We start from the raw sequence: 14,087 nt of genomic DNA, 5'->3' as shown, positions 1-14,087 counted from the left end.
GACTTTACCTATGTCAGCGATACAAAAAATAGTAGCCTTAGGATTTCCATGGCAAACCAGTGACCCTTTTTTATTCTGTGCTTATCACGAAGACCAGTACCCTAAAGGCAACTCAAATATGGGTCCGGATGCGGACTTCAGCGGCAGGCTTCTAGGACAAGATTTTGACCCCCACCATTCTTGGAGAATGTATCACGGCAAAGAGGTACCTGGATTTCCTGCACATCCACATTTAGGTTTCGAAACCGTAACGATTGTTGAACAGGGATTAGTAGACCACTCTGATTCTTTAGGTGCTGCTGCCCGATTTGGTAATGGTGATGTGCAATGGATCACAACAGGAAAGGGGTTGCAACATTCAGAAATGTTTCCGCTGTTAAATGAAAAAGAAGAAAATCCACTGTTGTTATTTCAAATTTGGTTGAATCTACCGAGAGCAAGTAAAAATGTTCCTCCCTATTTCCAAATGCTATGGCAAGAAGATATTCCTGTGGTTACCTTAACGGATAAGCATATGCATAACGTGTCACTTAAACTCATTTGTGGTGCATATAAAGAACATCAGGGAGCTCAACCAAACCCTGATTCTTGGGCAGCAGATCCCGCGAATGGTGTAGCGATTTGGCTTATAAAACTTGAACCAAATGCTGAATTTGAGTTACCTGAAGCAGATGAGACCGTTAATAGATCGTTGTACTATTTTAAAGGAAAAGAAATACAGGCTGACGGGTATCACATTCCTGTTAAACACGAAATCCGACTTGATCCTTCAAAATCAATAACGCTACATAATGGTACAGAAACTTCATGTTTTTTATTCCTACAGGGTAAACCAATAAATGAACCTGTTATACAACAAGGTCCATTTGTTACCAACAGCGTTGGAGAGATCAAGGAAGCTATGCTAAGGTATCATAAAGATCAATTCGGTGGTTGGCCCTGGCCAAAACACGATAATGTACATCAAAGAAATAAAGGACGTTTCGCTATTCTACCGAATGGATCCGAAATCATAAAATAATTTATTCTTTCCTTTCGATTGAACAAAAAAGCCTAAGATTTTTAAATCTGTTAAAATTGTAATATCTTTAAGGAAGGGTATGAAGAGTAAAAAGTTGATTATTAAAATGAAGGCTTATGTTAAAAAATATACGGTCAACTTACCCACTAGTAGTTATAGTGCTACTTTTCTTTTCGTGTTCTAAAACCGTAAGCATAAGCACGGATGAACAAAATTACCTTAACAGTGCTGAACCCATATCAGTAGGTTTGTTTCCCTATTACCCTCCTTACCAATTTGTAGATGATCAAGGTGATATTAATGGAGTATTTATTGATTACCTAGATGCTATAGAAGAAAAACTAAATTATAAATTTAAACGTGTTCAGTACGACGATTGGATCACTCTTGTTGATGATGCCAAAACAGGAAAATTAGATATCGTACTTGAAATTCAAAAAACAGAAGAACGCAGGGACTACCTCAACTTTTATGCAGAATTATTTAAGTCGGCTCACGTTTTAGTGACCAAAAAAGGAAATAAGTCAATAAAGAACCTTTCTGATCTTAAAAATCAAAGCATTGCAGTTCCGCAAGGATATTCAGTAGAGCAATTACTTGCTAAAGCATATCCTTCTATTAAACTTAAACCTTTTAAAGATGATATCGCCTGCCTAAATGCGGTGCATACTGGAGAAGCGAAAGCATATGTAGGTCCAAAAGCCTTAGCGAACTATACGATAAGAAAGCTTGATTTAACAGACCTTAAAATCGTATCAGAAACTACTTTATTCTATAAACCTAGTATAGGCGTAAATAAGCAAAACGAAGTCTTAAATTCCATAATGAATAAAGCTGTGAAAAGCTTTACACTTCAGGAAAAGCAGGATATTATGGACCGTTGGCTCTATAATGTAATTTACCCTTTTTATCAAAACCCAAAATTTTGGATGGGAGTTGTGTGGGTTTTTGTCCTTGTAGTCATCGCACTGTTTTTAGTGAATCGATATTTAAATTATAAGGTGGCTAAAAGAACTAAGCAATTATTAAATGCTAAAGAAAATATCGAAGAAAGTGATCGCCTAAAAACAAATTTTATACGCAATATATCCCATGAGATTCGAACCCCTATGAATGGAATCATTGGGTTTTCTGAAGCCCTGAAAAATCCTGAGCTGACAGAAAAAGAAAAAAATGAATATTTAAATATAATTATTAATAGTGGTAAAGAACTCTTAAGTATCATAGAAGATATATTAGAAATCTCCAAGTTACGCTACCGACAAATTACTGTCAATCCAGAAAAAACAAACCTAATCGTACTTATAGAGATGCTTTTTACCATCTATCAGGTTGAAGCAAAAAAGAAAGGATTAAAGCTGCTGTTAGACAATCAACTACCACAAAATCAACACTTAATTCTTATTGACAAAGGGAAGTTAAAAAAGATCATAAGCAACTTACTGGATAACGCGATTAAGTTTACCGAAGAAGGAACTATTGAAGTTCGTTGTTATAAAAACGATGAATTTGTTTATATTAACGTCAAAGATTCTGGTATTGGCATAGCGCCTAAGGACAAAATTAGAATCTTTAGAAGTTTCAATCAATCTGAAAAAGAGATATCTAAAAACTACGGAGGCCTGGGATTAGGGCTTACTATAGCCAGAGAGAATTCAGTACTGCTTGGTGGTGAGCTTTCCCTTGAATCTGAATTAGGAAAAGGAACAACATTTAAATTAAAATTACCCTATATAGCTTACATGGATAAAGAAAATTTGACCCCAGAATTAAATCAACAGGAAACACCGGATGATAAACATATCGTCTTAATAGCCGAAGATGGCGATATAAACTTTTTATTTTTACAGATGGTGCTTCAAAAAATGCAAAGTTATACCTTTACCATTCACAGAGCAAAAAATGGTCAGGAAGCCGTAGCACTTTGCAAAGAAAATAATAAAATTGACTTGGTATTGATGGACATCAAAATGCCAATTATGGATGGCTACGATGCTACCAAAAAAATTAAAAAAATTCGACCCGAGTTGAAAATTGTGGCGCAAACAGCCTATTCTACAGAAGAAGATATCAAAAGAGCATTAAATGCCGGATGCGACGATTTTCTATCGAAACCTGTGGATCAATCTAAACTCAAAAAAGTGCTTAAAGAGCATTTCGATTTTTCAACCAAACAAGATTCTTAAGGTTACGTTTTGATAAAAGAAATTGATGAATTCCTAGGGTTTTCTAAAACACCATCACTTTGGAAAGGAACGCTCTTTGATTTAGATCAGTTTGAAACCCCGCAGGTAAAAAATAGTGAACAACTGAATGCATATTACAAACACCTTCAAAATACAAAACATCAAGTACTAGGAAAGCGAGCTGAAGAGCTTTTTGAACAAGCGATTACTAATTTTAGCGTGTATGATATCTTGGCCAAAAACATTCAGGTGTTCGAAGAAAAAATTACGTTGGGAGAATTAGATTTTTTGCTTCACAATAGCCTCAATGCACAAGGCTACCACATAGAACTAGTGTATAAACTATACTTATACGACCCAGATTTGCAGGGCACATACGATAAATGGATTGGGCCTAATCGCAAGGATCGCTTGGTGGACAAAGTTTCCAAACTAAAACATAAACAATTTCCTCTCCTACATCAACCTCAAACCAAAGAAAGGTTATCCGAATTAGAATTACCTACTATTTCCACCTGGAAGCAACAATGTTGTTTTAAGGCACAACTTTTCCTTCCTTATAATAATCCTCCTAAGGATTTAAACGGTCTTAATACAAATTGCGTTGCTGGAGTATGGCTGCGACTTTCAGAACTACATACAGCAGTAGCTGTAGATACGCTTTTTTATATGCCCGGTAAAAAAGATTGGATGCGCAATCCTGAATATCATAAAGATTGGGTCACCTATGAAAGTATTTACCAGGACATTCAATCCATGCATCAAAAAAATAAATCCCCACTAATTTGGACAAAAACCAGTGAGGATATATATGCTAAACTTTTCGTAGTCTGGTGGTAGTTATAGATCTTTTATATAGCCCCCATACAGATCATTAAATTGAAACCCTTCAGATAACCGATGTTTACTTAGCTTTTTATACTCAACTAAACCCCAAAGTACAAACTCCTTGAAAAAGTAGGTATCGTGTTCACTAAGGTCTGGTTGGTATTTTTTAAGTAGTTGATCTAACGGTCGTATAGCATCAAGCTGTTGTTTATAGGTCTCTTCAGATGCATCATCTAATAATTCAAATCCATTTTCCTCAAAAAACCAATCGATTACATCTTGATAAGGACTTTCATAATCTTCTTTTTCTAGCTTTTCAATTTTTGGAAAATAATCCCCGAACAACGTTTTTACAGCGTTGCTTAGTAATGAAAAAGCTACGGAAGCGGCTCCCTCCTGCTCTCCTTCATAGACCAACTCTACTTTTCCGGTAATCGCCGGAATTACACCAATAAAATCACTTAATCGGACTAGTGTCTTGGCATCTCCTGCTTTCAACGCTCTATGTTCAGCCGTACTGAGTAAGTTTTCGTAAGCAGTGATACTCATACGAGTACTTACACCGCTTTTGTGATCAATAAATTCACTCTTACGGGCTTCAAAACTCAGTTGCTCTAATAGATCTTTGGCTAGCTCCGGCACAACTACAGTGCTCGCTTGTCGATCGTCTAATTTTGCCTCTTGCTCAGTTATAGTACGAGCTGTTGCAATATCTTCAGGATAATGAGTCAAAATCTGAGAGCCAATTCTATCTTTAAGTGGAGTTACAATACTACCCCGATTGGTATAGTCTTCAGGGTTGGCGGTAAACACAAATTGAATATCAAGCGGCAATCGCAATTTAAAACCCCGGATTTGGATATCACCTTCTTGCAAAATATTAAATAAGGAAACCTGTATACGTGCTTGTAAATCTGGAAGCTCATTGATTACAAAAATACAGCGGTTTGCTCTTGGGATCATCCCAAAATGAATAACCCGATCATCTGCATAGCTCAATTTTAAATTAGCAGCTTTGATCGGATCCACATCTCCAATGATATCTGCCACAGTAACATCTGGCGTTGCTAGTTTTTCTGCAAAACGTTCTTCGCGATGTAACCAGCTAATGGGTGTGTCATCTCCTTTTTCTTGGAGCAAAGTTCTTGCATATCTTGAAATAGGATGAAAGGGATCGTCATTAATCTCTGACCCGGATACGTAAGGAATATACTCATCCAAAAGGCCTACCATTTGCCGAGCCAACCGGGTTTTTGCCTGACCTCGTAATCCCAACAGGTTTATATTATGTCGAGAGAGTATGGCGCGTTCTAGTTCAGGTATTACCGTATTTTCGTACCCATGGATTCCTGTAAACGTGCTTTCACCTTTACTAATTTTTGTTCTAAGATTATCTCTTAATTCGTCTTTAATGGATTTACTGGTATAGCCAGCTTTCTTTAACTCACCAAAAGTAGTAATCGTATCTATATTCATATTACCATTTAATTTTTTTAAAAATAGTCACCTCTTTTCTTTATAAAGGCTACATAATATTGCTAATTGTAGTACTGCTGCCCTACAGGTTAAGTACTATCCCCGTATTCGTTTTCTTCGATTGGTTTCATAATCTTCAAAAATCATCTCCCCTAGACCTTTGAGACCGGTATAAAAGGCTTTACCTTGATTGGCATAGGTAAACTCCCTCACAAACTGCATCAGATAAGGATCCTGAGCGATCATAAATGTAGTGATCGGAATATGAAGCTTTCTCGCCTGCTGTGCCATCATATAACACTTATTGATAATAAATCGATCCAGACCATTGCTATTTTTATAATATTGTCCGTCTGGTAAGCGCAAACAGCTAGGTTTACCATCAGTTATCATAAAAATCTGCTTATTGGTATTTCGTTTTCTACGAAGTAAATCTAAGGCCAGCTCCAAGCCTGCAACCGTATTGGTATGATAGGGACCAACTTGCAAATACGGTAAATCTTTAATAGCAATCGGCCAAGCATCGTTACCAAAAACGATGATGTCCAAGGTATCCTTTGGATATCGGGTAGTGATTAATTCAGCTAACGCCATGGCCACTTTTTTGGCCGGTGTAATTCTATCCTCTCCATAGAGTATCATACTATGACTTATATCAATCATTAGTACCGTACTCATCTGGGCTTTATGTCGCGTTTCTTCGACAACCAAATCATCTTCTGTAAAGTTTAAATTATCGATACCGTGATTGATTTGTGCATTTTTGATACTCTCCGTTATGGAAATTCGTTCCAGCGGGTCTCCATATTGATAATTTCTAAAATCACCGGAATGTTCGTCACCTTTACCAATATACCGTGTACGATGGCTCCCGGCACCGCTTCGTTTTAATTTACCAAAAATTTGCTCTAAAGCTCTTTTACGAATAGCTTGTTCTGTTTTTGCAGTAATGGAAAGTCCTTTACCCCCGGGTTTAATTTCCTCTCGGATATATCCTTTCTTTTTGAGGTCTTCTACAAAATCATCAAGGGTATAATCCTCACTGGTAAGGTTATACTCCTTATCCAATTCTTTCATCCAATCCAGAGCCTCATCCAAGTCACCTGAGGTGTGCGTTATGACTTCTTGAAAAATTTCAAATAATTTATCAAAAGGAGACTGATTGGGTGCTTCATACACGTTAAAGCTAAACCCTTTTTTGAATACCTTACTTTTCTTTTTCATTTCCTAAAGTTAGCATATTTTAAGCAGACACTAAACTACCAGAGGGTTCCTTCAATGATAATTAACATTTGTTTAGAATCTACTTCCCTTTATTTAAAGAATCTTTAGAAAAAGAACATTTATTATATTTACCAAAACAACCAAACCATCATTTAAGGCTTCTAAATAGGATATCCATGCAACACAAGTTAATCACCGCACTACTTTTCATATGCACTGTATTAGTTTACAGTCAAACCGAAAAAGAAAAGGTAATCGAAACCGTTACCAAAAATAAAATCGAAGGTCATATTTACTTTTTGGCCTCAGACGAACTTAAAGGAAGAGAAACCGGCACTGCTGAAAACAGGATTGCAGCACAATACCTAGCCAATATGTTGCGGAGCTATGGAGTAAAACCCATCCCTAATACCAATTCATATTTTCAAAATGTATTACTAGAAAAAACATCTGCGGTACAACGTACTTCTTTCGAATTAGGAGATATCAAATTGACAGAAATCTTTACGGTCAATAAAAAAAACACCTCGTATGCAGGAGATGCCATTTTTGTAAACTATGGTTTAGAAGAGGACTACAAAGGCATAGACGTAACTGGAAAGTACGTAGTATGCTACATCGGGGCACCAGGTACGACATCCTTACAAGCCCATTTTAGGCAAACCCAACAAAAAATGGAACTGGCAAAAAGTAAAGGAGCATTAGGGGTGATTGAAGTCTGTAGTATTGATCAGGGCAGCGCCAGTCAACTTAAACATTATTTAAACGATGCTTCGCTAACCCTTGCCGATGAAAAAGAAGCTAACTCTTTTACCTACGTTTGGGTTAATGATCCTAAAGAATCAATCAATGCTGCTTTTAAAAAAGATAAGGAGCAACAAATTAAGCTTTCCATCGATGGCGTTAACAAACGCAGCATAACATCAAGGAATGTAGTTGGGTATTTAGAAGGTACAGATCCTAAATTAAAGGATGAATACATTATCTATTCCGCACACTATGATCACGTAGGTGTTGGTAAACCGGTGGCTAATGATTCTATTTATAATGGTGCAAGAGACAACGCCGTAGGAACGGTAACTGTGTTAGCCGCAGCAGAAAATATCGCCAAATATCCAACAAAGCGATCTTCTCTTTTTATATTATTTACTGGCGAAGAAAAAGGATTGCTGGGCAGCAAATGGTATGTAGAACACCCTGTACTCCCTTTGAATCAAATGGTATATTGTTTTAATAGTGATAATGGAGGCTATAACGACACCACTAAAGCGACTATCATAGGATTAGGAAGAACATCTGCCAAAGATGATATCATCGCTGCTGCCAAAGCGTTTGATTTAGAAGCCATCGATGATCCAGCGCCCGAACAAGGCCTTTTTGATCGTTCAGACAATGTACATTTTGCTGCCAAAGGAGTTCCTGCCCCTACCTATAGTATGGGATTTACTGCATTTGATGCAGAAATCACCAAGTATTATCATCAAGTGACAGACAATCCGGATAGTGTAGACTACGACTATTTGCAAAAGTTTTTTAGGTCCTATGTATTGGCGTGTAGAAAAATTGCAGATAACCCAAAAACACCCTTTTGGATAGCGGGAGATAAATATTACGAAGCTGGTCAAAAATTATACAATAAATAAGTACTACTCTTGAAAAGCTTGTTGAAATTTTTCGTGGTGCTACTTTTGGTTTCCTGTCAGAAACGAACACCTCTAGAAAGGGTTTTAACTTCGGACATCCCAGAAATTCAAAAAGTAATGCAGCAACCTGAAGCTTATGAGCTACAAATCCTGTATACGACAATTGATTATGATAACGATGGCACGGTAGCGCTTACGGACTATAGTTATCAGGTGAATGACAGCAGCTACTTCTACCCTGCCAGTACCGTAAAGTTCCCCATAGCGCTTTTAGCTCTTGAAAAAGTAAAGGCCTTACAACAACAAGGTATGGAGATTGACAGAACAACTCCTTTCAAAATCGAGGGAGATTCCCTGGTGACTACTTTGGCTCAAGAAATCACTAAACTATTTGCAATAAGTGATAATGATGCCTACAATCGCCTTTTTGAATTTTTGGGTCAAGAATATATCAATAGTAAACTAGCACAAAAACATCTTAAGGGAAGTATTCGACACCGGCTCGCTACAGCTTCCGCCGATGACAAGCGAACCAAAGCTGTAACCTTCTATAAAAATATTGAGCCAGCAGCAGACACCCACTTTCATATTTCTTCAAAAGAAAATACCTTACCTCCTCAGCTTTCGCTAGCAAAGCTTAAAAAAGGTAAAGGCTATTATAGTGGCGATCAATTGATCCACGCTCCAATGGATTTCTCGCGTAAAAATTACCTCCCCCTATCGACCTTACATCAAATGATGAAACGACTACATTTCCCGAATACTTTTTCGCCAGAAGAACAATTTCATATCGATGAATCACAACAAGACTTTGTCTTTACCGCAATGAAAAAATTGCCTTATAAGGCAGGGTATGACCGAAAGGAGTATTATGATAGCTATGTGAAGTTTTTTATGTACGGAGACACTAAGGAAAATATACCAGATCATATTCAAATAGTGAATAAGGTAGGATACGCTTACGGATATCTTACAGAGACGGCTTATATCCAAGATATTAATAATGATGTAGCTTTCATCCTATCTGCTACCTTACACGTCAACGAAAATCAAATTTATAACGATGATCATTACGAATATGAAGCTATTGGGATACCCTTTTTAGCTGCATTAGGAAAGCTGATTTACAAAAATGAAGTAGCAACCCAACGCTAATTCAATCAACATTTTGAGGGGTTTACAGTAATCCGGCAAGGCTTTAACCACGATTAAATACATTTTAACGTGTTAAAAGTCTAATTTTCAACTTATTTTACAAATTTTAACAGATAATTTCCTACTTAAAGATTACTATTTTGTATATTTATCTATACCCGCAAATAAATAATAATAGCAAAAGCAAATACTGATATGTTAATAATGAATAACCCCTTATAACTACGTACTGCTTACAACGTAGTGTGTAGTTTAAAAAATTTAGATTATGATGAAACATTACGTAATTTCCCTACTGGCTTTAGTGTTAGCTAGTACATTTAATGCTGAAGCTAAAAATGTTGACCCTTTATGGGATCAACACGAAAAAAAACTTTCCCAGGAAGAAATTAAGGAAAAAGGTATTGATGTTATGATTCACAATATCGTAGCCCAAATTGATGATATTGATATTCGAAAAATGGCAAGATCTGACATTTTTGAAACGCCTTTTGGTTACCGATGGAAAATGGTAAATCTGCATACCGGAAAAGTACTGATCGTTAAAGTAGATCAGGATTTTAACCTGATTTCTGTTAGAGACAGAAATAATGCTAAAGTTTCTATTAGTTCCCTTTAATAAGACACATTTATTAGTTACATCTCCATACATTAAGGAAAGAAGGGGTTCCCACCTTCGGATAGTATTACACTAATCTCTAATGTATGGAGATTGATTTTTTATGCAATAACCAATAATTTTCTAATAATCATACTAGTACAATTACTTACCTCCCAATACCTACACTACTATCTTGCATATAAAATAGAAGACTGATACGCTTTACTCCCTGTTAACAAGCCTTTAAGAAATTAGCCGTTTCATTTTAGTACCTTTAGAGCACTAAATCATACAGTCATTACGTGTTTACAGGAATCATCTACTGTATTATCCTATCGATAGGAAGCAGTATAATTACTTTTTTTAAATTGCTTTTTAAGCCCTGGCATCTCACAATTGTTAGGGAGATGAGATTCATGGACTGTTGGTTACAAAAAACCCTGTCCCTATTCCCATTTAAAAACACAAACAATGTCCATGCGTTCTCAAATTTAACCCCAACAGACTGGAAATATAATCAACAACACCTTATCGCTGGTTTACCATCGATAGGGACATCAAATTCAATTCATATAACAGCTTTTTAACTAATGAAACATTATTTTTTAGCACTTTTATTGTCTTTTTGTTCCCTGGTCTCTTTTGGTCAAGAGCTATCCATGGATCTTTTAAACAGTATGGAACCTCGTAATATTGGTCCAGGAGGAATGAGCGGTAGAGTTACTGCAATTGATGTAGTACACACCAATCCTGATATCATTTATGCAGGTACAGCATCCGGTGGATTATGGAAATCTACATCCGGAGGTATCAAATGGGAACCTATTTTTGACAACGAAATCACAGCATCAGTAGGTGCTGTTGCTATTCAACAATCCAACCCGTCTGTGCTTTGGGTGGGTACCGGAGAAGGAAATCCACGTAACAGTTTAAATGGTGGTTACGGTATCTACAAATCCCTGGATGGTGGAAAAAATTGGATGGCTATGGGCTTGGAAAAAACAAGACATATCCACAGAGTTATTATCGATCCTACAGATCCTGATGTGGTGTATGTAGCAGCTATTGGTTCGCCCTGGGGTGAGCACCCGGAGCGTGGGATTTATAAAACCACCGACGGAGGACAAAACTGGGAAAAAATACTATTTACGAACAACCGTTCTGGGGCGGCAGATCTAGTGATGGACCCAACCAATCCAAATAAATTAATCGCTGCGATGTGGGAGCACAAAAGAGATCCCTGGTTTTTTAAATCTGGTGGCGAAGGCTCCGGACTCTATATTACTTTTGACGGTGGAAAAACCTGGTCCAAGAAAACAGATAAAGACGGCTTACCCAAAGGAGATTTAGGTCGTATAGGTATTGCCATTGCCAGCAATAAACCAAACATTGTTTATGCTTTGGTAGAAGCTAATAAGAATGCACTATACAAGTCTACTGACGGAGGGTTTAACTGGAAAAAAATTAATGATAAAAACGATATCGGCAACCGACCTTTTTACTATTCAGACATCCGCGTAGATCCTGAAAATGAAAACCGAGTATATTCCGTATTTACCTATGTTAACGTTTCTGAAGATGGCGGTAAAAACTTTTCGCAATTAATGCCTGCCTATGGCGTTGATAATGGGGTGCATCCAGATCACCACGCCTGGTGGATTCATCCAGAAGATGGTAGTTTTATGATCGACGGTAATGACGGAGGGCTGAATATCACCCGAGATGGTGGAAAAACGTGGCGTTTTATCGGCAATTTACCGGTAGCACAGTTTTACCATATCAACGTAGATAATGAATATCCTTATAATGTTTATGGTGGGATGCAAGATAATGGTAGCTGGCGCGGCCCTGCGTATGTATGGAAAGCTCAAGGGATACGAAATTCCTACTGGCAAGAAATATCATTTGGTGATGGATTTGATGTAGTTCCTGATAAAGACAATTCAAGATACGGGTGGTCAATGAGTCAGCAAGGATTCGTAAGTCGATACGATTGGATGACAGGTAATAATTATACGGTTCGTCCAACCCATCCAGATCCTGAAGTGGAACTCCGCTTTAACTGGAATGCTGCCATCAATATCGATCCCTTCGATAACAGCACCTTATATTTTGGTAGCCAATTTGTGCATAAAAGTACCGACAAAGGAAACACCTGGACCGTAATTTCGCCAGACTTAACTACCAATGATCCCGAAAAATTAAAGCAAAGCGAAAGTGGTGGATTGACTATGGATGCTACGGGTGCAGAGAATCACTGTACCGTGTTAGTAATCGAACCTTCTCCGCTCGAAAAAGATATGTTATGGGTCGGTACGGATGACGGTAGAGTACATATTACTAAAGATGGCGGACAAAACTGGACCGACATCTCTTCGAATATTAAAGACTTGCCAAAAGGCAGTTGGATCGTACAGATCAAAGCGTCTAATAAGAACAAAGGAGAAGCCTTGTTAGTAGCTAATGATTACCGTAGGTTTAATTATACGCCTTATGCCTTTAGAACTAAAGACTATGGTAAAAGTTGGGAACGAATCGTAGATCAAAATGACGTAAAAAGTTATACGCTAAGTATTATAGAAGATCCTGTAGAAAAGAACCTGCTATTTTTAGGAACTGATGACGGACTGTATATGTCGCTAAATGCTGGTCAGGATTGGCAAAAGTACACCAAGGGATTCCCAACAGTTTCAGTGAAAGATTTAGTGATTCATCCTAGAGAACACGATCTGGTTATCGGTACTTTTGGTAGAGCTGCCTGGGTGTTAGACGATATCAGACCCTTACGTGCTTTAGCCAAGGATAAGCGTATTTTAACTAAAAAACTACAGCTTTTTGAACCACCTATTGCGTACCAAGCTGCCTATCAGCAGCCCGCGGGTAGTCGATTTGGCGCAGACGATTTGTACAACGGTGAAAACCGTGATGCTGGTGCACGTATCCAATACTATATTACTGTAGAAGAAAAGAAAAAAGACGAATCCAAAGAAGATAAAAAAGAAGAAGAGGAAGAAAATGCGGATAATGAAGATACTGCTGAGGACGAAAAAGAAGAAGCTAAAGTAAAATGGGATTCTATTTACCTTAAGATCTATAAAGGTGAAGAATTGATCCGCACACTAAGCCAAAAAACACCAGATTCTACTGGATTTTATAGAATGCGCTGGTTTATGGACGAAAAAGGAGCCGATCGCCCATCTCGAAAGGTGAGAAAAAAGAAGAACAACCGAGAGTCCGGTGGGGTTACTGTAAAACCCGGAAGCTATAAATTGGTGATGGAATATGGTGATCAATCTTCTGAAACTATGATCACAGTAAAAAGTGACCCAAGGCTTCAGGTTTCACTACAAAATATAAACGAAGTGTATGCAGCTTCTAAAAAGCTAGAAGCCATGCAACAAACCGCAGCCGATGCCGTACAGCAATTGGCCGAAAGCATTGAGATTGCGGAGAAGTATAAAAAAGACCTGCAGCAATGGGACAAAGAGAAATTTAAGGAGCAAATCAAAGCTTCTAAAGAGATCATCAAAAAAGCAGATAGCATCATTGATGTGTATGTAGGTAAAGAGGATAAACGACAAGGTATTACGCGTAATCCAGAGGTTACCGTAATGCAACGCTTAGGAACAGCAGGCTGGTATGTAGGTACCCGCCAAAATGGACTTACCGCTACCGAACAACAATTGATAAAGCAAGCTAGTGATGAACTGAAAACAGCCCTGGCGAAAACCAATACCTTCTTTACCACCGAGTGGAAAACGTATAGAACAACCATGGAAAATTTAGAAGTATCGCCTTTTAAAGAGACCAAACAGTTTTCACTAGAGTAAGCAAAAAAATAACCCCTATGGTATAGTATTACCATAGGGGTTTTAAATTGGCTTCCGCATCAAGTGCGGAATTACAAAGCATTTATTAAGTCAAACGCAACAAACACCTATACCCTATAAGTA

9 protein-coding genes are annotated in these 14,087 nt (G+C 37.6%); 7 read left to right on the top strand and 2 right to left on the bottom strand.

The window, feature by feature from the left end:
- Positions 1-10: 10 nt before the first annotated feature.
- The 3 genes from EV197_RS09645 (at position 11) to EV197_RS09635 (ending at position 4,047) form a co-directional block, all read left to right on the top strand.
- A complete protein-coding gene (locus tag EV197_RS09645; protein WP_130286548.1) occupies positions 11-1,021 on the top strand; it encodes a pirin family protein in 1,011 nt (336 codons plus the stop codon).
- Between the two features lie 116 nt (positions 1,022-1,137).
- Positions 1,138-3,207 (top strand): ATP-binding protein, encoded by a 2,070-nt coding sequence (locus EV197_RS09640; RefSeq protein WP_130286547.1) that lies wholly within the window; start codon positions 1,138-1,140, stop codon positions 3,205-3,207.
- 9 nt (positions 3,208-3,216) lie between these two features.
- Positions 3,217-4,047 carry a DUF1853 family protein gene (locus EV197_RS09635; protein WP_130286546.1) on the top strand — a complete coding sequence of 277 codons (831 nt, stop codon included), beginning with the start codon at positions 3,217-3,219 and terminating at the stop codon, positions 4,045-4,047.
- On the opposite strand, the gene EV197_RS09630 is transcribed toward EV197_RS09635, so the two are convergent.
- Both EV197_RS09630 and EV197_RS09625 read right to left on the bottom strand, forming a co-directional pair.
- Positions 4,048-5,511 carry a magnesium chelatase gene (locus EV197_RS09630; RefSeq protein WP_130286545.1) on the bottom strand — a complete coding sequence of 488 codons (1,464 nt, stop codon included), beginning with the start codon at positions 5,509-5,511 and terminating at the stop codon, positions 4,048-4,050.
- 96 nt (positions 5,512-5,607) lie between these two features.
- On the bottom strand, positions 5,608-6,735 hold the full coding sequence (locus EV197_RS09625; RefSeq protein ID WP_130286544.1) for a vWA domain-containing protein: 1,128 nt from the start codon (positions 6,733-6,735) through the stop codon (positions 5,608-5,610).
- Positions 6,736-6,911: 176 nt separating this feature from the next.
- Here EV197_RS09625 and EV197_RS09620 point away from each other — a divergent pair, with 176 nt between their 5' ends.
- From EV197_RS09620 to EV197_RS09605, 4 genes are all read left to right on the top strand, one after another.
- A complete protein-coding gene (locus EV197_RS09620; RefSeq protein WP_130286543.1) occupies positions 6,912-8,378 on the top strand; it encodes a M28 family peptidase in 1,467 nt (488 codons plus the stop codon).
- Between the two features lie 18 nt (positions 8,379-8,396).
- The gene (locus EV197_RS09615; RefSeq protein WP_242610715.1) at positions 8,397-9,533 is read left to right on the top strand and encodes a serine hydrolase; all 1,137 of its coding nucleotides are present in this window, start codon (positions 8,397-8,399) and stop codon (positions 9,531-9,533) included.
- A gap of 268 nt (positions 9,534-9,801) precedes the next feature.
- Complete coding sequence (locus tag EV197_RS09610; protein ID WP_130286541.1) at positions 9,802-10,152, top strand: hypothetical protein; 351 nt, start codon at positions 9,802-9,804, stop codon at positions 10,150-10,152.
- Between the two features lie 572 nt (positions 10,153-10,724).
- A complete protein-coding gene (locus EV197_RS09605; RefSeq protein ID WP_130286540.1) occupies positions 10,725-13,964 on the top strand; it encodes a VPS10 domain-containing protein in 3,240 nt (1,079 codons plus the stop codon).
- Positions 13,965-14,087 lie beyond the last annotated feature (123 nt).

Origin of the sequence: Aquimarina brevivitae (genome assembly GCF_004216895.1) — a bacterium.
GTDB lineage: Bacteria > Bacteroidota > Bacteroidia > Flavobacteriales > Flavobacteriaceae > Aquimarina > Aquimarina brevivitae.
This window is presented reverse-complemented; position numbering and strand designations above follow the sequence as displayed.